Origin of the sequence: Leptolyngbya sp. AN02str, assembly GCF_050565595.1 — a bacterium.
Classification (GTDB): domain Bacteria; phylum Cyanobacteriota; class Cyanobacteriia; order Elainellales; family Elainellaceae; genus Kaiparowitsia.
Genome location: NZ_JBNXVR010000001.1, coordinates 201,171 through 225,022, shown reverse-complemented (window position 1 = coordinate 225,022; position 23,852 = coordinate 201,171). Strand labels below are relative to the sequence as shown.

Here is a 23,852-nt window from a genome sequence, read left to right as displayed (position 1 = left end):
ATAGACACGCTGGAGAACACGCAGCGACGTTCCTAAGATAAAAGGCGAAAGGCTAAAACATGCGATCGTTGCGATCAATTTTAATAATGAGGCGGAAAAAGGCAACGCCCGCGATCACAGCGATCGCTGCAGCGATCGCCGCCAGCCAAGGTAAATTATTCACCACTAAAATTGTGGCGGATAGGGTAAATGCACCAATCATGAGCGCGTAGTTGGTGCCCATGTTCACATTGCTGAGCCGACGAATCAGACGATCGGTTTCTTGCGATCGCACCCGAATCCGCAAATCGCCTCGATCTAGCTTCTCGATCGTGTCCTCAATTCGCCGAGGCAACCCCAACGCCGAACTGCTGACCTGCACGGCCTGACGACTCAGCTCATTCAAGAATCCATTTGCATCATTGCCATTTCCAGTTCCCATAATCTGCATCGCAAACGGCTGTGCGACCTCCATAAAGTTAAAGTCTGGATCGAGCCCCTTACCCACCCCTTCCAGGGTCGAAAACGCGCGCATCACAAACGTAAACGTTGCCGGAAAGCGAAAGGGCTGATCATAAGCAATTTCGTATAAATCGTCGCTAATGTCTGTAATGGACTGAGCCTCGAAGGGCTTATCCATCAAGTTGTTGAGAATGTACTGAATCGAGCGTCGAACTGGGCCCATATCATCAACTTGAGCTAAAGCTCCAAGCTCAATCAAGGATGCAACGACGCGATCGGCATCTCGCTGGGCAATTCCAAAAAATGTTTCCATGAGCCGCTCGCGTGTGGCGGGCTGCACTTGACCCATCATGCCAAAGTCATAAAAGATCAGCGCTCCTTCTGTATTCACGGCAATGTTGCCTGGATGCGGATCGGCATGAAAAAAGCCATTATTCAGTAATTGATGCAAATACGCCTTAGCCCCTAACTGGGCCAGTAGCTTGCGATCCAGCCCGGCTGCTTCTAACGCTTCGTAGTGGCTGATCTTGATCCCTGGCAGATACTCCAGCGTCAGCACTTGAGGCGAACTGTAGCGCCAATAGACTCGCGGTACGCTCACCCAATCTTCGCCCCGGAAGTTGCGACGAAAAGTGTCGGCATTGCGGCCTTCGTTCAAGTAATCAATTTCAAGCCATAAAATGCGGCAACATTCTTCGTAAATGCCCAGCCAGTCGCGTCCACGTCCCCAACTTGGGTGGTTCTGAAAATAGCGAGCGATGCCTTTTAAAATGGCCAGATCGATCTCAAACAATTTTTTGAGACCAGGACGCTGCACCTTGACGACCACTTCTTCTCCGGAATGGAGATGGGCCCGGTGAACCTGACCCAAGCTGGCAGCGGCAATGGGGATTGGGTCAAAGTTGGCGTAGAGCTCGGGGATAGGCCGACCCAAATCTTTCTGAACAATTTGTTCAACTTTTTCGTAACTGAAGGCGGGAACTTTGTCTTGTAGCTTCGACAGTTCCTCAACATATTCCACCGGGAAGAGATCCGCTCGGGTAGAAAACAGCTGGCCAACTTTGATGAAGGTGGGGCCTAGATCCAGGAGGGTTTCGCGAATCCAGATGGCCATTTTGCGGCGGCGAATGGCTTGCTTTTCTGGAGTCATGCCACCTACGTAGCTCCAGGGCTTGTTGTAGAGCCACTGAGCGTTTAGCAATTGCAGAACAAAGGTCCATATATCGATGTAGCGGCGACGGCGAGAGTAGCGATCGCGGCTCCAGCGGTATGAGTCGGCACTGCGAAACTTGAGAGGTTTGCTGTCCGGTGGGTAATCGGTAACTACATGGGCAGGATCGATGGGGCGATCGCTCGGGAGTTCGATGACTGGTTTTGACTCGTCAAAAAGGGCCGCGGATGGTTCCGCGTCAGGGTGTTGGGGCGTTGGTTGGTCAGAAAATCCAGACACGCAAACCTACAGTGCTCGACTCAGAAAAATGGATAGTTATACAATCGTTTGACTCAAAGCAAGCCCCCTCATCATGGGCAGCGGCAGCCTCAAGCGAATAAAACGGACTAATTGGCCTGGGTTCGATATCGTTGCAGGTCGGTACGGAGCTGAGCGATCTCTGCGCGCAACTCATCAATGGTGGCTTGCAAATCTGTGCTTCCAGGTGTGGCAAACCCGGCCGATGGGCTAGAACCACTGGTTTGAGTTGCCAACTCTTCATCACGAGCCGCCTTTTCTAAGACTTGATCGGCAAAAACTCGCAACCGCTCGCGTTGCTCGGCATCAAATTTGCCAAGCTCGCTGAGAGCTGTTGTGGCGAAACGTTCTGTTTGCTCGCCAATGGCCTCGGCCAATGCTCGACCAACAAAGAAGGCGTGAACTAAAGGACTCTTCATAAAGATTTTTTGCGTGCATCCGCAAGAATTATAACGTGCCTCCTCATCCATAGTGCCCGATCTCACTCAAGGTTGCACAGCTTCAGCCTGTAGACAGGGCGATCGCCCCGGTTAAATGATCCCTGAGGGCTAGAGGCCGCCTTGAGGGGTGACTGCATCCTTTTGAAGAGTCTCTAAAAGATGTGTCTTTTCTGGCAACCTCAATCCTGTGAACGGCTTGAGCCGACCTGAAACGCTGCGTTTGCTCGCGATGGCTAGGTAAGGAAGTTAGAATTAGTTTGATGAATGGATGGATTCGGTGGGTTGGAAAAAGCGTTGTTTAAGAAAGCTGAAGCTGCCTGAGGGCACGCATCTGAGTTTTTATCAAAGCGGTTTCGTCCATGTCTTGAGTTCGCGTCGTGCCAGCGTAGCCTGTGTGGTCGCCTGACTTTATGTATCCCAAATGGTTTTTTCGAATGACTCGCTGGCTAGAGCGCCGCTGGGTCGCTCCGGCCTATAGCGGTTGGCTCATGCTGGGGCTGGCTTTATTCTTCTTTGCGGCGGCAACGAATACAATGGCCGGCTGGCTTTATGTGATGAGCGGCGTCATGCTGGCATTGCTGCTGTTGGGCGCTTGGCTACCCGTGCGATCGCTCCGACAGGTCAACGTGTTGCGATCGCCCATTGAGCCTGTGAGCGTGGGCGATACAGTGGTGGTCGAGTTGACCCTTCACAACGCCTCGATTCGCCCGAAAACTTTGCTTCAGGCACGAGATAGGTTGCCGCCTGAGTTGGGAACAAACATCGTGCGATCCCTGGATTCAATTGGAGCCAAGCAAGCCGAAAACTGGGTTTACTATCTGCCTGCCGACCGGCGAGGGGTCTATCGTTGGCAAACTGTAGAGTTAAGAACCGCAACTCCGCTTGGGCTATTTTGGTGTCGGCGATCGCATCAAGCTCCAGCCCATGCCGTAATTTATCCCACGGTATTGCCGCTTGGGCGGTGTCCGTTAATTGATGAAATTGGCCGTAACTCCAGCCTTGCAACCCAAAGCAATGCTCGGGCTCAAGGCGCTACCGAAGGCGTAACGCGCACCCTTCGGCCCTATCGCTGGGGTGATCCAACCCGGCTAATCCATTGGCGCACGAGTGCCCGGTATGGTGAGCTGAGGGTTCGAGAATTGGAGGTGTTTACAGGAGGGCAAGATGTGGTTATCTGCCTGGATAGTGCCTCTGCTTGGGATCCAGATGCGTTTGAATCGGCGGTGAGTGCTGCGGCATCCCTCTATTTTTATGCGTTGCGTCAGGGCTTTACGGTGAACCTATGGACGGCATCGACGGGACTAGTGCGGGGCGATCGCGCTGTTTTGGAAGCCCTTGCGGCAGTAAGCAATGCCGAGCCCCCTATCGCTGAGCGCTTACCAGAGCAACCGATTGTATGGCTGAGTCAAAATGCCAATAGCCTGAGCCAGCTACCCTCAGGGAGCCGCTGGATGCTGTGGCAGCAGCCTTGGAACCAGGATGAAGTCTCTGTCTCTGTCTCGACGCCTGCACCTGCGATGCTACCGGGAACCCTAATTCGCCCCGATCTCGCGTTGCAACCTCAACTACAAAGTGCCCTGCACTAGATTTACGTGGACTAGAAGCCCTTGGGCTCGATGGCTTGCTCGCCCGCAGCACTCGCTTTGTGAGTGGTTTCTGCTGCATCTTGCTGAACATCAGTTTTGGATAAGCCAACGCACCTCTTTTGGGGTGCGTTGGGCACACAAAAAAGTTTTTCTGAGGGCTGCGCACTGCGCGACCATCAAGAAAAACCCTTAGCAGAAATTGACGTTACTTGGATGACTGGTTGAGTGAGAGCGATCGCTACATAGAACCACGACGCTTGAGAGAATCGATCATCTGTCGCTTGACAGCACCAGCCCACCGATCAAAATCAAACTCTTCCTTCTCCGACCCGGCAGAAGCTTGGCCAACGGGGCGGGAGAGTTTGTCTTGCTGCCGACTCATGAAGCCTCCTAAATTCTTAGCAAAACCGTATAGAAAAAAGGATGAACTCCGTATCATTTCATACAGAATTCCTCATTCATCATATCCTGCAATTTCTGTCTTTTGTTTAACTGATGATGAGGTTTCAATTAAGTTTAGGAAGCGATCGCGATCGCCCCCTAAACGAATGGCCTCAGTGCGGGGGATCATTCCAGGCTGACGCTTTGAACGAGCAATCGTCCATGGCGTTGCATTTGAATAATGGGTCTATCCCCGGTTGAGGCAAGAGCCCCGCCAATCAAATACCTGAACCGTTCAAAAATTCCTCAATCACCTTATCGCTCAGGCGGCAGCTTGCTTTCTCGGAGTGGTTGCCCTCAAGGTGCGAGTCGGATTCATCTACCCGCATCTCCTCTGGTTGAATCAGGAAACTACTCCCATTTGTGTTGCCATTTGCGTGGGCATGGTCACGGACTTGCTGCCCAACAAGCTGATACAGATTGGCCGGAACAGGCTGCGATGGTGGCTGTAACTCAGCAATTTGCTGTTCCAACAGTTCGATGCGATCGACCAAAGCCCGAATCACCTGGGCTTCCGAGTCGGGTAGTCGACCATGCTCCAACGGATCAACGCGTTCACCGGAGCGATACACAATGCGCCCTGGTACACCCACAACGGTGCAATCCGAAGGGACATCTCGCAATACGACCGAACCAGCGCCAATTCTGACATTGTCGCCAATTTCAATATTGCCAAGCACTTTGGCTCCGGCTCCAACCACAACGTTTTCGCCAACGGTGGGATGACGTTTGCCGCTCTCTTTGCCGGTTCCACCCAGAGTAACTCCCTGGTAAATCAAGGCATAGTTGCCAACAATAGCCGTTTCTCCAATCACCACTCCCATGCCGTGATCGATAAATACCCCACGCCCAATTGCGGCTCCAGGGTGAATCTCAATTCCAGTTAAAAATCGTGCGAGATGAGAGATTAGACGGGGAATGAAGGGAATCCTGCTCTTATACAGCAAGTGTGCGAAACGGTGGAGTGCCAACGCCTGTAAGCCGGGGTAGCACACTAACACCTCGAGCCAATTGCGAGCAGCAGGGTCGCGGTCAAAAATGATGCGAAAGTCTTCGGCGAGGATTTGCAGCACGGTTACTGACTCCGGCAATTCCGAGTATGGCCGATATCCATCTTAACGTTCTATACGAGTAGGTTAAATGCCTCGAAATTCGGGTTTACCGAAACAAGATAATCCAGGACCCTCTGCCAATGGTTTTATCCCTAGATCTGCCCAAATCGGGCGGGGTTTTCCCTAATTTGCTAAAGGAGTATAAAAATCAGCAGATTTATCAAGCGATCGCCCCACAATAGGATGCATATCATGAGGATAAATCCTGATTGCCTCGTCTTGAATAAGTGAAAGCAAGACTTCAGCATCATTATAAATCTATCGAATGAACGAGCGATCGCCCGTTCGACCCGGGCAACTCTGTGCCACAATGTAAACGGTTTTGCCTGTTTGAATGAAGAAACATAAAGTTAGGCGTACGTCATGGAACTCCTATACCAATATTCCTGGTTGATTCCAGTACTGCCCTTGGCAGGCGCGATGATCCTGGGTCTTGGCCTGATCTCTTACAACAAGTCCACTAATGCATTGCGCAAACCTAGTGCTGTGCTCATCGTCTCTCTCATTGGGACGGCTATGGTGCTCTCGTTTGCCCTGCTGTGGAGTCAGATTCAAGGACACCCAACCTATACTCGCTACATTGACTGGGCGTCTGCTGGAGATTTTCATCTTTCAATGGGCTTCACCATCGACCACCTCACCGCACTCATGTTGGTGATTGTCACGACGGTGGCATTTTTGGTCATGATTTACACCGATGGCTACATGGCACACGACCCAAGCTATGTACGCTTCTATGCCTATCTCAGTTTGTTTAGTTCCTCAATGTTGGGCTTGGTGGTGAGCCCGAACTTGGTTCAGGTCTATGTTTTTTGGGAGTTGGTGGGCATGTGTTCCTACTTGCTCATTGGCTTTTGGTACGACCGCAAAGCAGCTGCCGATGCGTGTCAAAAAGCGTTTGTTACCAACCGGGTTGGTGACTTTGGTCTGCTGTTAGGGATGTTGGCGCTCTACTGGGCAACCGGAAGTTTTGAGTTTGAAACGATTGGTGAGCGGTTGCAAGATTTGGTTCAGTCCGGTGTCTTGAGTGCTGGATTGGCTGCTCTGTTTGCAGTACTCGTGTTTTTGGGGCCAGTTGCAAAGTCGGCTCAGTTTCCGCTGCATGTGTGGTTGCCCGACGCCATGGAAGGCCCGACGCCTATCTCTGCGCTAATTCACGCCGCAACGATGGTGGCAGCTGGGGTCTTCTTGATTGCTCGCATGTATCCAGTGTTTGAAGGCATTCCTACAGCAATGAATGTGATTGCCTGGACCGGGGCTGTGACTGCCTTCTTGGGCGCTAGTATCGCAATCACTCAAAATGACATCAAGAAAGGCTTAGCCTATTCCACGATGTCGCAGCTGGGCTACATGGTCATGGCGATGGGCGTTGGTGCCTATGGCGCAGGCCTGTTTCACCTCATGACTCATGCTTATTTCAAAGCCATGTTGTTTTTGGGTTCTGGTTCGGTCATTCACGGCATGGAGGCAGTGGTGGGGCACAACCCAACCTATGCTCAGGACATGCGCCTGATGGGTGGCTTGCGCAAGTACATGCCCTACACCGCAATTACCTTCCTAATCGGTACTCTGGCAATTAGTGGAATTCCTCCCTTCGCTGGATTCTGGTCAAAAGATGAAATTTTGGGTTCTACCTTTGCTGCAAACCCGGCTCTGTGGGCGATCGGTTATCTGACGGCTGGGATCACCGCCTTTTACATGTTCCGCATGTATATCCGCACCTTTGAAGGTGAGTTTCGTGGCAACAATGAAGGGATTAAGCAAGAGCTTAAGAATGAGCAATTGCAAAAAATGGGTCTGGCGTTTGGCCCGGGTGCGATGAATCCAATGGAGTTAACTTCTCAGGCCGATGCCGATGACCATGAGGATCACGACCATCACCACAGTTCTTCTCCCCATGAGTCGCCGTTTACGATGGTATTTCCGCTGGTTGCTTTGGCGGTTCCCTCCATTTTGGTGGGGCTAGTAGGCACACCTTTTGGCAATTACTTTGAGGCGTTTATTCATCCTCCAGGTGAGCTGATTGAGGAGATGCCAGCGTTTGGAGTTCCTGCCGATTTTGAGTGGGGCGAGTTCCTCTCGATGGGTGGTAGCTCTGTGGGAATTGGCCTAATTGGTATCTCTCTGGCGATTCTCATGTATGCTCAGAAGAAAATTGACCCTGCGGCGATCGCCCAAAAAATTCAGCCCTTGTACCAGCTCTCCTTAAATAAGTGGTACATCGATGACATTTACAACGTTGTGTTTGTTCAGGGTAGCCGTCGGCTAGCCAGGCAAGTGCTAGAAGTAGACGTCCGAATTGTCGATGGTCTGGTAAATTTGGCTGGCTTTGTAACCTTGGTGACTGGCGAAGCCTTGAAGTATCTGGAAAATGGAAAGGTACAGTTCTATGCACTCATCGTGTTTGGAGCCGTACTTGGCCTAGTGCTCGTTTCTGGAATCACCTGATCCCCATTCACATGGCTTAGGTTGTCCTTAAACAGCTTTTCTTGAACTTGTTATCTCGTTTCGCAAACTTTTGTAGACAACTGTGTCGAATGGTTTGGCACAGTTGCCTTCTTATTTGAAACATTGCTACCTAAATGCTTAGAGGTGTGAGGTTTCCGTTTTCATCTTTCGGCGGAGCTAGCACTCATCGATAGCTTTTGAAATCTCCATAAAACATTTCCATGGATTTTGATACCTTTCCCTGGCTAACAACCGTCATTCTGTTGCCCATTGTGGCTTCGTTGGCAATTCCTATCATTCCCGACAAGGATGGAAAGACGGTACGTTGGTATGCCCTGACAGTGGGCTTGATCGACTTTGCAATTTTGGTTTACGGGTTCTACACCAGCTACGACATGTCGAACCCTGGCTTGCAAATGGTTGAAAGCTACTCTTGGGTCTCATCGCTCGATTTACGTTGGTCGGTTGGGGCAGATGGTCTCTCGATGCCGCTGATTTTGTTGACGGGATTTATTACGACCCTGGCAATTCTGGCATCGTGGCCCGTTACGCTCAAGCCGCGCCTGTTCTACTTCCTCATGCTGGTGATGTATGGTGGCCAGATTGCTGTCTTCGCCGTGCAGGATATGCTTCTGTTCTTCCTGGTATGGGAGCTGGAGCTGATTCCGGTGTACTTGATGCTGTCGATTTGGGGTGGCAAAAAGCGCCTCTATGCGGCAACCAAGTTCATTTTGTATACGGCAGGCGGCTCGCTCTTCATTTTGGTGGGAGCCTTGGCGATGGCCTTCTATGGCGATCAGGTCACATTTGACATGCGATCGCTCATGGATAAGGATTTCCCCATCCGATTTCAGCTGTTAGTATATGCCGGTTTTTTGATTGCCTACGCAGTGAAGCTACCCATTTTCCCACTGCATACCTGGTTGCCCGATGCCCACGGCGAGGCGACAGCTCCTGTCCACATGTTGCTGGCAGGAATTCTTCTCAAGATGGGGGGATATGCCCTCATTCGCATGAATGTAGAGATGCTGTCTGATGCGCATGTTTACTTTGCGCCCATTTTGGTGATTTTGGGCGTTGTCAACATCATCTACGCGGCGTTGACCTCCTTTGCCCAGCGCAACCTAAAACGCAAGATTGCCTATTCCTCGATTTCGCACATGGGCTTTGTGCTAATTGGTATTTCGTCCTATACCAATCTGGGATTGAGCGGAGCCATGCTGCAAATGGTGTCCCACGGCTTGATTGGGGCCAGCCTCTTCTTCTTGGTGGGGGCGACCTATGACCGTACGCACACCCTGGTTTTGGATGAAATGGGTGGCGTAGGCCGAAAAATGCCAAAGATTTTTGCGATGTTTACCGCTTGCTCCATGGCTTCGCTGGCTCTGCCCGGCATGAGTGGCTTTATCGCCGAGCTGATGGTGTTTGTTGGGTTTGCGAGCAGCAATGCCTACGACCTCACCTTTAAGGTGATTGTGGTTGTGCTAGCGGCGGTTGGGGTCATCTTGACGCCGATTTATTTGCTCTCGATGCTGCGGGAAATCTTCTACGGTCCCGAAAATAAAGAGCTGGTCGATCATCAAATTTTGGTCGATGCCGAGCCGAGGGAGGTCTTTATCATTGCATCGTTGTTGATCCCGATCATTGGGATTGGCTTTTATCCCAAGCTGGTCACCCAACTTTATGATGCTAAAACCTCACAAATTACGGCTCAGATGCAAGATTCCTTTAGCACCACAGCGACCCGGCCGTTCCCGACTTCTTCCCCCTTGGGTGCGGCATGGTTTCCAACTACGCCTAGTTTCCAGGCACCGGCGCTCATCGATCGCTAGTGCTGTCATCGGAGCCGCTTTCGCTCTTTGAATTATGTTGCTTCAGCCCTGCTCTACGGGGCTGATTTTTTTGCCTTGCCCTTGTGGGTAATGGGGTTAACGTCAGTTTCGGTTAAGGGATTTTCTGAGGTTTACGCGCCGCGTAAACCTCAGAAAATCCCATTTTTGCGCGCGCATTGCGCGCGCAAAAATGGGCGCTTCAGCTCATCCATAACTCACGTGGGTTAGGGCTAGCGTTGAATGACTCGAATGGTTGCAAGGCTGGGATCGGCGCAGCCTGTGATAGCGCCGCCGAGGGCCAAGACTTGGAGGAGATGGGCGATCGCTTGTGGAGTAATCGTTTCTCCAGGAACCAGGGCGGGAATGCCAGGGGGATAAGGGCACACCAACTCTGCAGCAACACAGCCGATGGACTGTTCAACAGACACCGTTTCAGTCGCAGCAAAAAACGCTTCGCGAGGCGAGAGCTGCACTTGGGGAAGGGGCGGTATCGACACAGCCGTAACTTGGGTGGAAGGGCGATCGCCTAGTTGTGCCGCCAAGTGGGTAAATCCAGCGACGAGGCACTCTACATCGGTTTCAGTATTCCCTAGGGAAACAATAAACGTGAGCGTTTGCAGGCTTGGTAGTTCGCATGTCACTCCCAAGTGTTCGCGTAGGATGTCATCAGCCTTGTAGCCGCTGATGCCCAAGTTGCTCACGCTGACTGTGAGCCGAGTGCGATCGCCTGCCGTGCAGCCTGGAGCCGTGTGTGGGTCAAAGACGGCGAGTCCTGGAGTGGCGGAGAGGCGATCGCTCGCCCAGGTTGCCAGCCGCAGGGTTTGGCTCATCAGAGAACGGCCATGTTGAGCCATTTGGTAACGGGCTGCATCGAGCGAGGCCAATAGCAAATAGCTGGGACTGGTTGACTGCACGAACGCCAAGGCTCGGCGAATGCGCTCGGGATCGATAAGATTGCCTTGAGAGTGCAGCATTGAGGCTTGGGTCATTGCCCCCAGCACTTTGTGAGTGGATTGAATGACAATATCGGCTCCGGCCTCTAGCGATGGCATCGGCAAGTCGGGGTGGAAAGCAAAATGGGCACCATGGGCCTCATCCACAATCAGCGGAATTTGATAATGATGAGCGATCTGAGCGATCGCCCAAATGTCTCCACAGGTGCCGTAGTAGGTGGGGTACACCAGCAAAACGGCTTTGGCGTCGGGGTGTTGGGCGAGTGTGTGCGCCAGTTGGCTGGGAGTGATGCTGTGGGCCATGCCCCAGTCATCAACGGTGGGCGAAATAAAGACGGGCACCGCCCCTGACAACACCAACGCGGCGATCGCCGATTGATGACAGTTGCGCGGCAGAATGAGCTTATCGCCCGGTTGGCACGTGGCCAAGATGGCTGCCTCAATGCCGCAGGTTGAGCCGTTGACTAAAAACCACGTGTGGGTGGCCCCAAAGAGTTCTGCCGCAAGCGCTTGAGCTTCGGCGATCGCCCCTTCAGGAGCAAACAAATTATCTAACTCAGGTAGCTCTGGCAAGTCTGCTTGAAAGACGCGATCGCCTAACAGCTCCACCATCAACGGCGATATCCCTTGGCCGCGCTTGTGGCCTGGTGCATAAAAGGCTGCATCGGGCCGATCGCGACTACGACGCAGCGCCGCCACCAACGGCGCAACCTGTTGATTCCTCACAGCGCTCAATCTCAATTCTGCAAGCTGATTATGCCAGTGATGTTGCGCGGATGGTGAGCAGTGACCCAGGGCCAAATCGCCAAGCCCCGATCCCCATCCCAGGAACCGTGTGATAGGGTTGATCAGTCTGGCAGAGTGTTGAAAGTTTTGTCAAAGTTCATGGCGAATCGTTCTCAAAGTTCCGGGTTTTCGCTGCAACCGATTGACCGTACTGCGTTAGCCTTTACTGTGCTGCTGACGGCCTTGATTGCTGTGCTATTGCTGAGTGGTAGCCATGCGGTTCCGCGCGTGCGCGACTTTAGCTGGCAAGATCGGCAAGTGAGTTCGAGCGATCGCGCATTTTTGCTGAGCTTCAACCGTCCAATGAATCGCGACAGTGTAGAGCAAAACTTGGAAATTGCGCCGCCGCTGGCTGGAAAGTTTAGCTGGGCTGGCCGCCGGATGGCCTACACGCTGAATGAGCCAGCACCCTATGGCACCGAGTTTGTAATTCAGCTGAAAGGGGCTCGCGATCGCTTTACTGAAGTAGGAGAGCGAGGCTCAATGCCCTTGTTTGAAGGGAAGTTTCGTACCCGCGATCGCGCTTTTGTGTATTTAGGGGTCGAGGGCGAAGAGATGGGCCGCCTGGTGTTGAACAACCTGACCCGACAAGAGCAAACTATTCTCACTCCGGCCAACCTGGTCGTTATGGATTACAAGCCCTATCCCGAGGGCGATCGCATCTTGTTTTCTGCCAGCGATCGGCAGTCGGTTGATCAGGCCTTACTCGACCAAAAGCTATACACCGTCACAACGGGCATTGAAGTTGGAGAGCCACCCCAATCGCCATTGGAGCCGAACCGGCGGCGGCGATCGCGCGAGGCGCAGCCTGGGGGCATCGTTGAACAAGTGCTCGATAGTGATGATTATCAAAACCTGAAATTTGAGCTTTCCAACGATGGAGAAACCATTGTGGTTCAGCGGGTTGAGCGCAACAATCCGGCTGAGTTTGGTTTGTGGATGCTCCAGGAGGGAGAGCAGCCTCGCCCAATTGAAACGGAGCCTGGTGGTGATTTTTTAATTGCACCAGACAGTACAACCCTTGCGATGGCTCAGGGACAGGGCATGGCGATTTTGCCTTTGGAAGATAAGGCCGAGCCACTCGACTTCTTGCCTCGGTTTGGCACCGTGCTGTCCTTTGCGCCGGATGGTTCTGCAGCCGCTATGGTGCGATTTAACGAAGAGCCCCAAAATCCAACGCGATCGCTCTTTTTGGTGACCAACCAGGGCACCGAGCAAGAACTGCTGGAAACCAATGGAGCCTTTTTGAGCGCTCAATTCGATGCGACGCGATCGCTCCTGTATGTGCTGGTGACCGAGCGCTTGCCGGTTCAAGAGTATATTGAGCAGCCCTATCTGGTTGCGGTCAATCTCCGTTCCACGAGCCAACCTCCGCTGGCAAAAACATTGCTCAAGCTGCCTATTCAGCGGGATATTCAAATGAGCCTAGCGCCCGATGGCTTGGGAATTTTGTTTGATCAGGCGGTTCCAGCAGAAACCGACCTGGCTAACCCTACCGAAACACCGATCATTATTGGTACTGATGGAAGGGCGATCGCCACCAGCCGCCTATGGGTACTGCCACTCACCAAAGATGCAGACGGCAACCCAACCCCCAACACACCTCAGCAGTTGCCGCTCGCTGGAATTCGCCCCCGCTGGTTGCCATAGGGTTGAACTGCGGCAATCGGGTGAGGCTGGCTGAGGCAGCGTTTTTTCCTATCGCCTCAACCTCTGCAACATCGCTCAAACAAGCCGAGTTCGGTATGATAAGTGGAAGCGATCGCCCCCTGCTAAAGTTAGGAAGTTGCTATGCGTCTCATTCGTCGGTTTTTGCTTTGGCCTCTGCTTACCGTCCTCACGGCAACTCTGATTGTTGCTTGTACAGGCGGTGGCTCTAGTGCCGCCATTCGAGTTGGTTCTAAGGACTTTACCGAGCAGTTCATCATTGGTGAAATGTATGCGCTAGTGCTAGAAAAGGCGGGCTTAACCGTTGAGCGCAAACTGAACTTGGGTGGTACACCCGTCGCTCAAGCTGGTCTGGTCAACAATGAGATTGACCTGTATCCCGAGTACACAGGCACGGGGTTGCTAACCGTTCTGAAGCTACCTGCCAATAGCGATCAGGAAAAAGTCTTTGAAGATGTTGCCAAGGGCTACAAAGAGCAGTTCAACCTCGTGTGGCTCGATCCAGCGCCCATGAATAATACTCAGGCTTTGGCCATGACCGAGGCTAAAGCGACCGAACTCAACATTCGCAACATTTCTGATATGGCTGCCCAAGCGAGCAGCCTGGTGATGGTGGGGCCACCTGAGTTTCAAGAGCGGGAAGATGGCCTGCCCGGCATTCAGCAAGCCTACGGCAACTTTCAATTAAGAGAATACAAAGCGATCGATCCCGGCCTTCGATATAAGGCGCTGGTAGACGGTGAGGCAGATGTGGCGGTCGCCTTTGGAACAGACGGCGAAATTAGCGCCTTCAACCTTGTGCTTTTAGAAGACGATCGCAACCTGTTTCCTCCGTATCAGGTTGCTCCGGTGGTTCGGCAAGAAGCCCTGGATGCCAACCCTGCGATCGCCGAAGCGCTCAATGCGCTTGCGCCCCTTCTCACCGACGAAACTATGCAGCAGTTGAATTATCAAGTGAGTGGTGAACAAAAAGAACCCGCGGATGTCGCTCGTGAGTTTCTGACGCAACAGGGACTCCTCTAACGGTGAGTGCGATTCGGTTTGATCAGGCCACTCTTAAGTTCGCCGGGGCGGCACGGCCTGCGGTCGAGCGGGTGAGCTGTGATGTTGAGGGAGGTCGGCTTGTGGTCATTTTGGGGCCTAGCGGTTGTGGAAAAACAACGCTGCTCAAAATGGTGAATCGACTCTATGAGCCGACCTCGGGCACTATTTACGTCAACGGGCAAGATATTCGCGAGCTCAAGGCAACTGCGCTCCGCCAACAAATTGGTTATGTCATTCAGCAGTCGGGCCTGTTTCCACATATGACGGTGGCGCAAAATGTGTCTGTTGTTCCCAAGCTGCTGGGATGGGGACGGGCTCGTGTTCAAGCACGGGTTGATGAACTGCTAGACCTGGTAAGGCTGCCACCCCTGGAGTATCGCGATCGCTACCCGGCTCAACTCTCGGGTGGGCAGCAGCAGCGGGTTGGTGTTGCTCGTGCATTAGCTGGCGATCCCCAAGTTATTTTGATGGATGAACCCTTCGGGGCGATCGATGCCATTACCCGTACAAGCCTGCAAGACGAAATTTTGCGGCTCCAGCGGCAGCTCAAAAAAACGATCTTGTTCGTATCCCATGACGTAGAAGAAGCGCTGCGACTGGCCGACCGTATTTTGATTTTGCGTGCTGGGCAAATTGTGCAGTACGATACGCCGTTTAATATCTTGACTCAACCTGCCGATCAGTTTGTCTATGACTTGATGGGGGCTGATGACATGGTTCGGCAGTTGGGCCTACTGCGAGTTGAAACTGCGATGGTGGATGCGCCTGCTGACTTTCGCAACGGCAGCGAACCCACGATTACCCCGCAAGATAACCTGCGCGAAGCTCTATCGCTCATTTTGCGCACGGGAGCGCCACGGCTCACCGTGACGGCCAATGGAACCACTGTTGGCGTGTTAACGCTAGAGCACATTCGCGATTCTGCCAGTGTCGGCAAAGCGCCTTAGCCATGTCTTATCTCGTCAGCAACCCGGGCATCGTGTGGAATTTGGTCTTGCAGCACTTGCAAATGACCCTGATCACGCTGGTGCTAGCGGTGGGTTTGGCGTTGCCGCTGGCGCTGCTCGTCTATCGCTATCGATGGCTCAGTGTTCCCGTGTTGGGAGGTCTTGGCATTTTGTATACGGTTCCCAGCCTTGCTTTGATTATTTTGCTGGTGCCGCTGTTTGGGCTGAATGCCAACTCGGTAATTGCGGCCATGGTGGTGTATACCCAGGTGATTTTGGTACGCAATCTGGTGGTTGGGTTGCAGGCGATTTCCCCTGCAGTGATGGAGGCAGCCCGAGGCATGGGCATGAGTGTGTGGCAGCGCTGGTGGCAGGTGCAGGTGCCGCTCATTTTGCCTATCTTTTTGGCAGGGTTAAGGCTATCGGCTATTGTGGCGATCGCCATTGCCACGATTGGTGCCAAGTTTGGTGCAGGCGGCTTGGGAACGCTGCTGTTTGATGGCATTGCCCAGGCTGGCCGCTACGACAAAATTTGGGCAGGGGCGATCGCCGTTGCGGTCCTTGCGTTTGTGATGAATGCAATATTGCTGTCGTTGGAGTGGGCGGTCAACCCAGCTCGGCGCTTGGGGCGCCCACTGGCAAACCTGCGCTTAAGGCTGCGGCAAACGGTTTAGCTGGGATGCTTACGAGGGCTCTACCAACCGGGTTTTGAGACGGCATTGCTCCCTTAAAACCTATGAAGATGGCAACAGTAGGGCGATCGCGCTTAGGATACCTGCTGCGCCTAGGGAAAGCGTTTTACCCATCCTTGTAGAAATGCAATATCGATGACCAGGCGAGCAACGGCAAACAGGACTAAACTTTCGCCAACCATCAGCACCAACCAGGCCGGATCGGGCGATAGGCTAATCAGCGGCTCAATTTGAGATAGGCCCCGTACCAAGCCAAACGCCAGTACTGCACCCGATGCCAAATGCAGGTTGGGATCTTGGCGTACAATGTAGCGGTAGGTGACGCCAAACAGCAATCCCATCAGGGCGGCGCTGCCCAGGCTAAACCAGTCGCTCCAGTCCATTAAAAATGGCAGCTGGTTGAAGTCGCTGCGAAATGAGGCATCCATCCGATCTTCTAACAGGGTAATCGCAGCATAGGTGAGGGCGATCGCACTGCTCCCCAACACACCTGCTTTTAGCGACTCAATGCGCTCTTCCTGCAACTGCACGGCTCACTCCTTACTCACAGATATCTCCTATGAAAACGTTACCACTGGGAGGGAGCAGACCCAATGCAGGATCGCCGTGAGGTGGCCATTAGCCTTCGAGCATGAGCAATTCGCGCATGACTTCGCGGTAGGGTTGCACTAGCTTCCAGTCGCGAGTGTATTGGTGAATGGGTGCCCCAGCCATGTTGGATTCGGGAAACTTGACGGACTTGGGCACCGGGTCAAAAACACGAACACCATCCAGTTGCGATCGCAGAATTTTCATAATCTCCTGCGTAATCACCGTGTTGGTTTCGGCCATAGTCGGCAGCACACCCAACACCTTGAGATTGGGGTTGAGCTTGCGACGTACGGTTTCAATCGTCTCTAGCAAGCCCTGCAAGCCCTTTAGCGCAAAGAACTGGCACTGAACCGGAATTAGCAGTGTATCGGCGGCTGAGAGCGCGTTGATGGTGAGCAACCCCAAGCTGGGTGGACAGTCGATGACCACTTGTTCAACTTGCTCCAAGTAGGGCTTGAGCTGATGCTTGAGCACATGGAACCGATCGGGTGTGTTCATCAGCTCTTTTTCAACCTTTGCTAGGGAAATTTCCCCTGGTAGCAGCTCGATCCCAGAAGCCGTGGCCACAATTGCCTGTTCCAGTTTGGCTTTACCTGTGATGACGTCGTAGCTAGTGAGCTGTCCCACCTCTAACTCAATGCCCAAGCCAGTGGTGAGATTCCCCTGAGGATCAAGGTCAATGGCGAGACAACTGCCCTCATCGGCCAGCAGACCAGCGAGGGCGAGGGTTGATGTTGTTTTCGCTACGCCTCCCTTTTGATTGGCGATCGCAGTAATCATGCAGGTTTATTGTCGGTTCTGTTGAGTGGGATCAAGGGGTTGGCGTAATGGCTCAAACCAGTTGACATTGGAAAACATCGACCACAAGAGCCAGCCTGCTACGGCAACGCCACCAACCGCCAGCATCAACGAAATCATATTCGAAATTGACTCTGCTGTATCAGGACTGTAGCTTTGCCCAGGCAGCCGACGCTGCGGTCTCTGTACGGTACTGCTGGGGCGTGTGGCTGGTTTTGTGGTAGTTCCGACCGAGGTGCGTGTAGCAGATGTGGAGCGAGTTTGCCCCACCAACCCCGACGACAGATTAGCACTAATAGAGGCCCGCAACTGTTGGAGTTTTTGGCTGACGGCAACAGGCCGCTGTCCCGTTCGGCTCCACTGCATCAATGCAGAAGCATTAATGGCGCAGAAATTGTTAGAAGGAATATCATAAACGCGCTGCAACAACCCCTGATCATTGGTGACTAGCACAACCAAATGGTTAGAAAAGTTGAGCGATAGAGCATAGGCACACCGGGCTGCAGCCAACGCCGTACGCGATCGTCGGGTGAGAGCTTGCCCCACCGCCGTCAGCGACGAATGGTGCGCCGTAACATCCACAACCTGCCAACCGCTCGTTGGATAAAAGTGACTAAAGCTTTTGGCCAACTCTTCTAAATCGGGATCGGGAGAGCGATCGAACAACAGCCGCATCTCTTCATAAACGGGCTGGGGAACATGAACCTTGCCAACTCGAGAAAATTCGAGCCATTCGCGCGTGGTGCCGCCTGAAAGGGCACTAATGTCGAGTACCAGCAGAACCGGGGGGATAAATGCCATGGTTAGCCTCCAATGCCAAGACGGCCCGCTAAGCCGGGGGTAAGCGGTAGCAATGTCGCCACCATTAAAAACAAAATCAACAAGCCCAAAGCAGCACGAGCATCATCAGGTTCCGACACTTCGTTCAGCGCAGGTCGTTCTGAATTGCGCTGAACAAATAAGATTACAATCGCCCAATATAGGGCCAGGGGGTTAACCAGCGAGGCAACGCCCAACACGATAACGGTTGCGATGGTAGCGCGACCCGCCACTTTGCGGCCATAAATTGCCTGCACAATGCGGCCACCATCTAGCTGGCCCGCTGGCATGACATTTAGCGCAGTGACAACGAGGCCAATCCAACCGACCGCCACAAACGGATGCACAGGTACTACGGGCTGTTGCAGGGCATCGCCCAACACTACCTTGGCCAACGTGCCCACCAAGATCGAACCTTGAAAGAAGCTCGGTGGAATGCTGAAGGAACTGCCGTTGAGCGACAGCACTAACCCCAATAGCAAAATCACCAGGGACACGACACCCCCTGCCGCTGGGCCAGCAAAGCTGATATCAAACAAAATGTTGCGGTTGGGCAACAGTGATTCAAAGCGCACCAGCGATCCCAGCGATCCCAACTGCCAGGTGGGAATGAAGAACGGCGGGCTGAGGCGAATGTGGTGACGGCGCGCCAAGACCCAATGGCCTATATCGTGAGCTGCCAGGGTGAGGATGATGCCCCCAGCGATGGGGAGAGTTTCGACCAGGCGATCTGGGGCGGCAAAAAAGTCAAAACCCAGCAGTAGGCCAGCCGCTTCGAGGCAAGTGGCGACAGTGGCCAGCGCCAACACAATCGCAAAGGCGAGCTGGGCTTTGCTGCTTTTGGGAGGCTCACTACTGCTGGGCAGTACAACCATGGTGGGCCGCTCATCTGGGCCATTGATAAGAAACAATCGGTAGCGATCGCCCAAGCGTTCTTTCAGACTAGTAGATAGCTGAGCATGAGCGGCTTCTGGCTCCCCGCGCAAATTACCCTTGAAAATCGCTCCATCCATGTAGGGGATGGTTTCTGTGGCAAAAAATGTATCGATGCCGAAAATGCCCTGGATTGCTTGCAGATCCTCGGCGGGGATTTTTTCCAGCGATGGAATTCCGTCGGTGGGCGGAGGAGCAGTTTTGCTCGATTCAGCAGGGGATGAGTCTGCGGATGCGATCGCCTCCCCGTCAGTTGATGATTGAGCATTGGCCAGATTCGCCAGCCGCCGCATCGTGGCCGGATCTTGCCCCAGAGCCCGCACTTGTCGCCCCAAGACCACATACAGCCCAATCGACAGCACCAGCAGCAGCAACACCGCTGCAATGTTGAGGTAAATCCCCAGCGTAAACAGCCCAAAAAATAGTAGCCACGGCAGCATGAGCACAACCGACTGTAGCCACGCCAGCACCCCTACTTTGCCAAACGGACGTGCCCGAGCAAAGCCCCAGGCCAAAATGCCAACTGCCGAAATTAAAATGAGAACCGTAATCATAAACACACGGGGTGGCGTGAGCCGAATAAACGCAAGCCCAATAATCGGTCATCAATTCCGTGATACCGATTAAGACTATTGTTTACCCTATCAAGCGACGATCCGCAATTCAACGGATGCGGAAAGGCCGATTTTTGGTGGCAAACCTGCTCTCATTGTGACGTGCGATGGGGCAATCGGCTATTTAGCCGAAGGTAGATGAGCCCGAACCGCTTGGCGTAGATTTCCGTGATGGGCCTTGAGTTGGCGATCGCCCTCGACCTCATCCAGCCCAGTCCAGTGCATGAGTAGGGCCAGTTTTACCTGCCGCTGGCTGCGCTCCAAAAGCGTTGCTGCGGCATCCCGGCTCAGCTCGGTTAAGTCTTGTAAAATTCGTACGGCGCGATCGAGCAGCTTGGTGTTGGTGACGGCTACATCCACCATGCGATTACCGTAGACCTTGCCCAACTTCACCATGGTGCCCGTGGACAAAATATTGAGCGCCAGCTTGGTGACGGTGCCTGCCTTAAGCCGGGTAGAACCCGCCAGCACCTCTGGGCCAACCAACAACCGAATATCAACATCGACTGCTGCGGGAACCTGATCTTGGGGAACGCAGGTCATGAAAACTGTGGTTGCCCCGCGCTCTCGGGCGGCTTGCAGCGCACCGTGAACGTAAGGCGTTGTGCCGCCTGCGGTGATGCCTACAACGACATCCCGAGTGGAAATCTGGCGATCGGCGATTGCCGCTGCTCCATCGTCGGCTCGGTCTTCTTTGGCTTCGGAGCTACGCACCAGGGCAGCCTCTCCTCCCGCAATGATGGCCTGCACCAGTTCGGGCGGTGTGCAAAACGTGGGAGGACACTCCGCTGCATCCAGCACTCCTAGCCTGCCGCTGGTACCTGCCCCGATGTAAAACAACCGTCCCCCGGCTTGTAAGGCGGCGGCGGTGCGCTCAATGGCATTCGCTAGCGGTTCCCGGGCCTGGGCGATCGCCTCGATCACCTTGGCATCTTCCCGGTTGAACAAGTCCACAATTTCCAGCGCTGTCAGCTCATCCAAATTGGCGCTATTGGGATTGACCTGTTCGGTGAGCAAATGCCCACGTTGGGTAAGGGTTGCTGAAGGACGGGTTGGATCGGGCTTGTTTGGCTCAGGCATGGCTACAGCAAACCCTCCAGGCGGCGGCGCAGTTGCTCTAGCTCATCCGCCGAGAAGGTGGGTGCTTCGTCGTCTCTACCCAACACTTCGGTGGGCGATCGCTCCATATCAGGCTGCCAGTCGGTCACTTCCAAATTCGTTTCGGGCGGTAGCGTTAGCGTCCCCTCTGGTACCAGCACCGAATCGTAGTCGGCCTCGTTACAAAATTCTTCGACTTCTTCTTGCTCCAGGCACTCCACGGCAGGTGATGCAAAGTCCTGGGCTTCTAGCATCAGGCTATACCGCAGCGCATCCTCCTCCGACTCAAACATCAAAATAATGTTGCGGTAGGTTCCGGTGCTCTGCTCGTCGTCTTGTTTTAGCCTCAGGGTGTAGATCCCTTCGTTGTCAGTTCCGGCATTGTAGAGAAGAACGTAGACGCGCATAAACTTTGCAAACGTTGAACAAGAATTGGGTGGGCGACTCACCAGGCAAAACCATTCACCAGCTTGGAATCATGCACGGGGCTGAACAATTGGCCCTAAACCGATGGTAAGTCTTCCCCTACAGGAGAATCACTCTATTAGAACTTACGCACTTTATCCGAAAAACCAGGGGGTTGACTGATGTTTGGAGGGCTTAGCGCTTCAAACATTAGCCAACTGCGTAAGTCCTGTCTATAAAAAAGTCTAGGCGATAATGCCCCCATCCGAACTTTAGGATGCACTGAGAGCAGTCGGGCTCGATTGAACTGTATTTCCCAACACGCGATTGAGCTTGCCGCTGCTAAATCCCTCGAGATCAAGTGTGACAAAGAGAAACCCGAACCCCTGAAATGCAGCGACTAATGCGGGTAAGTCTGTCGTTTGCACAAAGGATTGAATGGATTCGGGTGGTAGCTCAATGCGAGCGGTGTCGCCTTCGGAGCGAACCCGCAAATTTTTCATCCCCAACTTGCGCAAATAACGCTCGGCATTTCCCACACGCTGGAGCTTGGCGATGGTGATTTCTTCGCCATAGGGAAAGCGAGAGCTGAGGCAGGGCTGTGCAGGTTTATCCCACCAGGGTAACCCCAACTGTTGCGAGAGTTCCCGCACTTCCAGCTTGGTAATTCCCACTTCGGCCAGGGGCGATCGCGCGCCGCGTTCTTTGGCGGCTTGAATGCCGGGGCGATAGTCGTGCAGGTCGTCTGCATTCACCCCATCCACCACGTAGGGATAACCCCGTTGCAAGGCCAACGGTTTCAATGTGTCGTGCAGCTCGCTCTTGCAAAAGTAACAGCGATTGATGGGATTGGCGGCATAGTTGGGATTCTCCATTTCGTGGGTTTGCACGATTTCGTGGGAAATGCCAATGAGCTGGGCTTGAGCCTCGGCGTCTTGCAAGTCGTCGGGCAAAAGCGAGGGAGATTCCGCCGTAATGGCCAGGGCGCGATCGCCCAACACATCCCAGGCCACCTTGGCGACCAGTGTGCTATCGACCCCACCCGAGTAGGCAATCAGCGCCCGATCCATTTGGGCAAATAGGGTGCGTAGCGCATCGAGCTTTTCGGCAAGGGTCATTTCGGATGTACCAAACTTTGTTACGGCGTTCTCAATCATGTGCCCAGTGAATGTGCAAAAGTTCTATGCAAAAGTTCCAACGTTTCCAGACTAGCGAATTTTCACGATCGCCAGAGCGGTTCGGCCTGACACTGTTGAATGATGCTTTCTGCGTCCAGCCTCCCGACAACATTGAAGGACTACGTTGATACGTCGGGCTGGTGTTTCAGCAGCTTGTTGAGGCCGTACAAAATGGCAATACACAGCAACACGCTAAACGCCGACACAACCCAAAATCCATCGGCGATCGCGCGGGGTTGATCCATAGCCCAGCCGCCCACCGTTGGCCCAATAAAGTAGCCCACGGCCCAGCACAGCGAATTGATGGACAAATACACACCCCGAAACGCAACAGGAGATAGGCCCACCACTAAAGAGGCCGCAGCAGGCGTGTAGGCTACCGTCGCAATCGACATGACACTCAGCGCCAGGAGTGCCCAAATCAACGTGCCACTGGTAGCAATGCCCGTAACCCACACCAAGCCAAAACCCAGCCCCCACAGCAGCGCCGAAACGATCAGCGCATTGATATGGCTAAGGGGCCGCAAAACCCGAATAATTGGCAGCTGCGTGAGCACTGTGAGCAAAATATGCCAGGAAAACAGCACACTCACCGTTCCTTCGGAAAAGCCAGTGCCGTCGCCACTGGTCACGTAGCGGGTGAAGTAAAGCGGCATGCCGCTGTTGATATGGGCCAAATAGGTGGTGAATAGCGTATTGACCACGGCATAGACCAGCAGCGCGCGATCGCGCAGAGCTACCTTCCAGCCTTCGCGCATATCGGGGTGCAGATTTTCGGTGGACATGGTTTCGGCGATCGCCCAGTACACCACCCCAAAAAACACCAGAAATGAGACGCCATCAATGGCAAACAGCAGCCGATAGACCCCAAACACCGAAATCATTAGGCCGCCCAGCACCACCCCCAGCCCCAGCCCAATGCTGTCGCCCAGTCGGGTAATGGCAAAAGCCTCATGCCGTTGTTCCACCGTGGTCAGGTCGGCCACAACGGCCTCGGTGGCGGGCCAATACAACCCAATCCCCAACCCCATCAGCAGGTTTCCGATCAAAAATAGGGGGAAATCATTGGCCGCGACTAGAAACACATCGGCCAAGGCGGAGATTGCTGCCGAAGCGAGCAGCGTCCACCGTCGTCCCCACTGGGGCGAGTCTGACAGGGAGCCTCCTGCAATGCGACCCACAATTCCGGTAATGGAGCCAATGCCAATGCCAATGCCTACCAGTGTTGGCGATAGCCCAACCTGATTGGCAAAAAAGATTGGCGCATAGAACAGGGTAAAGCCATTCCCCAACTGGGAGAGCGATCGCCCTGCAATCAAAATCCAGATGCGAAAATCAAACTTGGGGAGCCACTGAAAATAATTTCGAGAAAAGCATGAAAAGCTAGGCATAAAAGAGCCAAATGACAGGGAACCGCAGCCCAAACCCTCGCATTCTAGCTTTTTCGGAGAGAGAGCTTCCCCTAGGAAATTACCAAGATGGATATCATCTCGGTAATTTCTCTCGGCGGGCTTCCGCTATGGTGATGAAGGGTTGGCCACACCAGGCTGCCAATACC

At 53.5% G+C, this 23,852-nt stretch carries 20 protein-coding genes; 7 read left to right on the top strand and 13 right to left on the bottom strand.

The window, feature by feature from the left end:
- Window positions 1-52 precede the first annotated feature (52 nt).
- Window positions 53-1,891, bottom strand: coding sequence for an ABC1 kinase family protein (locus ACQ4M4_RS00950; protein WP_430682568.1), 1,839 nt, complete (start codon window positions 1,889-1,891; stop codon window positions 53-55).
- Between the two features lie 107 nt (window positions 1,892-1,998).
- A complete protein-coding gene (locus ACQ4M4_RS00945; RefSeq protein WP_430682567.1) occupies window positions 1,999-2,328 on the bottom strand; it encodes a DUF6825 family protein in 330 nt (109 codons plus the stop codon).
- A gap of 455 nt (window positions 2,329-2,783) precedes the next feature.
- On the opposite strand from ACQ4M4_RS00945, the gene ACQ4M4_RS00940 reads away from it, so the two are divergent.
- Window positions 2,784-3,935 (top strand): DUF58 domain-containing protein, encoded by a 1,152-nt coding sequence (locus ACQ4M4_RS00940; protein WP_430682566.1) that lies wholly within the window; start codon window positions 2,784-2,786, stop codon window positions 3,933-3,935.
- A 238-nt stretch (window positions 3,936-4,173) separates the two neighbouring features.
- Here ACQ4M4_RS00940 and ACQ4M4_RS00935 read toward each other — a convergent pair whose 3' ends face one another.
- Together ACQ4M4_RS00935 and cysE are read right to left on the bottom strand one after the other, a co-directional pair.
- A complete protein-coding gene (locus ACQ4M4_RS00935) occupies window positions 4,174-4,317 on the bottom strand; it encodes a hypothetical protein (protein WP_430682565.1) in 144 nt (47 codons plus the stop codon).
- A 277-nt stretch (window positions 4,318-4,594) separates the two neighbouring features.
- Window positions 4,595-5,449, bottom strand: coding sequence for a serine O-acetyltransferase (gene cysE / locus ACQ4M4_RS00930; RefSeq protein WP_430682564.1), 855 nt, complete (start codon window positions 5,447-5,449; stop codon window positions 4,595-4,597).
- 402 nt (window positions 5,450-5,851) lie between these two features.
- On the opposite strand from cysE, the gene ACQ4M4_RS00925 reads away from it, so the two are divergent.
- Both ACQ4M4_RS00925 and ACQ4M4_RS00920 read left to right on the top strand, forming a co-directional pair.
- Entirely contained in the window at window positions 5,852-7,936 is a 2,085-nt protein-coding gene (locus ACQ4M4_RS00925; RefSeq protein WP_430682563.1) for an NAD(P)H-quinone oxidoreductase subunit 5, read from the top strand.
- 221 nt (window positions 7,937-8,157) lie between these two features.
- A complete protein-coding gene (locus ACQ4M4_RS00920; RefSeq protein ID WP_430682562.1) occupies window positions 8,158-9,768 on the top strand; it encodes an NAD(P)H-quinone oxidoreductase subunit 4 in 1,611 nt (536 codons plus the stop codon).
- 230 nt (window positions 9,769-9,998) lie between these two features.
- Here the strand turns inward: ACQ4M4_RS00920 and ACQ4M4_RS00915 are convergent, their stop codons facing one another.
- Window positions 9,999-11,447 (bottom strand): aminotransferase class I/II-fold pyridoxal phosphate-dependent enzyme, encoded by a 1,449-nt coding sequence (locus tag ACQ4M4_RS00915; protein ID WP_430682561.1) that lies wholly within the window; start codon window positions 11,445-11,447, stop codon window positions 9,999-10,001.
- A gap of 159 nt (window positions 11,448-11,606) precedes the next feature.
- Between ACQ4M4_RS00915 and ACQ4M4_RS00910 the strand changes: the two genes are divergently transcribed.
- The 4 genes from ACQ4M4_RS00910 (at window position 11,607) to ACQ4M4_RS00895 (ending at window position 15,840) form a co-directional block, all read left to right on the top strand.
- Complete coding sequence (locus ACQ4M4_RS00910) at window positions 11,607-13,157, top strand: hypothetical protein (RefSeq protein ID WP_430682560.1); 1,551 nt, start codon at window positions 11,607-11,609, stop codon at window positions 13,155-13,157.
- 141 nt (window positions 13,158-13,298) lie between these two features.
- A complete protein-coding gene (locus ACQ4M4_RS00905; protein WP_430682559.1) occupies window positions 13,299-14,198 on the top strand; it encodes a glycine betaine ABC transporter substrate-binding protein in 900 nt (299 codons plus the stop codon).
- 2 nt (window positions 14,199-14,200) lie between these two features.
- On the top strand, window positions 14,201-15,166 hold the full coding sequence (locus tag ACQ4M4_RS00900) for an ABC transporter ATP-binding protein (protein WP_430682558.1): 966 nt from the start codon (window positions 14,201-14,203) through the stop codon (window positions 15,164-15,166).
- Window positions 15,167-15,168: 2 nt separating this feature from the next.
- Entirely contained in the window at window positions 15,169-15,840 is a 672-nt protein-coding gene (locus ACQ4M4_RS00895) for an ABC transporter permease (protein WP_430682557.1), read from the top strand.
- A gap of 110 nt (window positions 15,841-15,950) precedes the next feature.
- Here ACQ4M4_RS00895 and ACQ4M4_RS00890 read toward each other — a convergent pair whose 3' ends face one another.
- The 8 genes from ACQ4M4_RS00890 to ACQ4M4_RS00855 form a co-directional block, all read right to left on the bottom strand.
- On the bottom strand, window positions 15,951-16,388 hold the full coding sequence (locus ACQ4M4_RS00890) for a hypothetical protein (RefSeq protein WP_430682556.1): 438 nt from the start codon (window positions 16,386-16,388) through the stop codon (window positions 15,951-15,953).
- An 88-nt stretch (window positions 16,389-16,476) separates the two neighbouring features.
- A complete protein-coding gene (locus ACQ4M4_RS00885) occupies window positions 16,477-17,229 on the bottom strand; it encodes a ParA family protein (RefSeq protein ID WP_430682555.1) in 753 nt (250 codons plus the stop codon).
- A gap of 6 nt (window positions 17,230-17,235) precedes the next feature.
- On the bottom strand, window positions 17,236-18,048 hold the full coding sequence (locus ACQ4M4_RS00880; RefSeq protein WP_430682554.1) for a hypothetical protein: 813 nt from the start codon (window positions 18,046-18,048) through the stop codon (window positions 17,236-17,238).
- A gap of 2 nt (window positions 18,049-18,050) precedes the next feature.
- The gene (locus ACQ4M4_RS00875; protein ID WP_430682553.1) at window positions 18,051-19,553 is read right to left on the bottom strand and encodes a site-2 protease family protein; all 1,503 of its coding nucleotides are present in this window, start codon (window positions 19,551-19,553) and stop codon (window positions 18,051-18,053) included.
- A gap of 180 nt (window positions 19,554-19,733) precedes the next feature.
- On the bottom strand, window positions 19,734-20,693 hold the full coding sequence (gene murQ / locus ACQ4M4_RS00870; protein ID WP_430682552.1) for an N-acetylmuramic acid 6-phosphate etherase: 960 nt from the start codon (window positions 20,691-20,693) through the stop codon (window positions 19,734-19,736).
- 2 nt (window positions 20,694-20,695) lie between these two features.
- Window positions 20,696-21,118, bottom strand: coding sequence for a DUF3110 domain-containing protein (locus ACQ4M4_RS00865; protein ID WP_430682551.1), 423 nt, complete (start codon window positions 21,116-21,118; stop codon window positions 20,696-20,698).
- A 270-nt stretch (window positions 21,119-21,388) separates the two neighbouring features.
- Window positions 21,389-22,273 carry an ATP-dependent sacrificial sulfur transferase LarE gene (gene larE, locus ACQ4M4_RS00860; RefSeq protein WP_430682550.1) on the bottom strand — a complete coding sequence of 295 codons (885 nt, stop codon included), beginning with the start codon at window positions 22,271-22,273 and terminating at the stop codon, window positions 21,389-21,391.
- 140 nt (window positions 22,274-22,413) lie between these two features.
- The gene (locus ACQ4M4_RS00855; protein WP_430682549.1) at window positions 22,414-23,685 is read right to left on the bottom strand and encodes an MFS transporter; all 1,272 of its coding nucleotides are present in this window, start codon (window positions 23,683-23,685) and stop codon (window positions 22,414-22,416) included.
- Between the last annotated feature and the right edge of the window lie 167 nt (window positions 23,686-23,852).

Excerpts from the sequence above, each read along its gene's own strand:
- ACQ4M4_RS00945 (WP_430682567.1), bottom strand. The coding sequence starts at position 2,328 with ATGAAGAGTCCTTTAGTTCACGCCTTCTTTGTTGGTCGAGCATTGGCC.
- ACQ4M4_RS00940 (WP_430682566.1), top strand. The coding sequence starts at position 2,784 with ATGACTCGCTGGCTAGAGCGCCGCTGGGTCGCTCCGGCCTATAGCGGT.
- ACQ4M4_RS00935 (WP_430682565.1), bottom strand. The coding sequence starts at position 4,317 with ATGAGTCGGCAGCAAGACAAACTCTCCCGCCCCGTTGGCCAAGCTTCT.
- ACQ4M4_RS00925 (WP_430682563.1), top strand. The coding sequence starts at position 5,852 with ATGGAACTCCTATACCAATATTCCTGGTTGATTCCAGTACTGCCCTTG.
- ACQ4M4_RS00920 (WP_430682562.1), top strand. The coding sequence starts at position 8,158 with ATGGATTTTGATACCTTTCCCTGGCTAACAACCGTCATTCTGTTGCCC.
- ACQ4M4_RS00910 (WP_430682560.1), top strand. The coding sequence starts at position 11,607 with ATGGCGAATCGTTCTCAAAGTTCCGGGTTTTCGCTGCAACCGATTGAC.
- ACQ4M4_RS00905 (WP_430682559.1), top strand. The coding sequence starts at position 13,299 with ATGCGTCTCATTCGTCGGTTTTTGCTTTGGCCTCTGCTTACCGTCCTC.
- ACQ4M4_RS00895 (WP_430682557.1), top strand. The coding sequence starts at position 15,169 with ATGTCTTATCTCGTCAGCAACCCGGGCATCGTGTGGAATTTGGTCTTG.
- ACQ4M4_RS00885 (WP_430682555.1), bottom strand. The coding sequence starts at position 17,229 with ATGATTACTGCGATCGCCAATCAAAAGGGAGGCGTAGCGAAAACAACA.
- ACQ4M4_RS00880 (WP_430682554.1), bottom strand. The coding sequence starts at position 18,048 with ATGGCATTTATCCCCCCGGTTCTGCTGGTACTCGACATTAGTGCCCTT.
- ACQ4M4_RS00875 (WP_430682553.1), bottom strand. The coding sequence starts at position 19,553 with ATGATTACGGTTCTCATTTTAATTTCGGCAGTTGGCATTTTGGCCTGG.
- murQ (WP_430682552.1), bottom strand. The coding sequence starts at position 20,693 with ATGCCTGAGCCAAACAAGCCCGATCCAACCCGTCCTTCAGCAACCCTT.
- ACQ4M4_RS00865 (WP_430682551.1), bottom strand. The coding sequence starts at position 21,118 with ATGCGCGTCTACGTTCTTCTCTACAATGCCGGAACTGACAACGAAGGG.
- larE (WP_430682550.1), bottom strand. The coding sequence starts at position 22,273 with ATGATTGAGAACGCCGTAACAAAGTTTGGTACATCCGAAATGACCCTT.
- ACQ4M4_RS00855 (WP_430682549.1), bottom strand. The coding sequence starts at position 23,685 with ATGCCTAGCTTTTCATGCTTTTCTCGAAATTATTTTCAGTGGCTCCCC.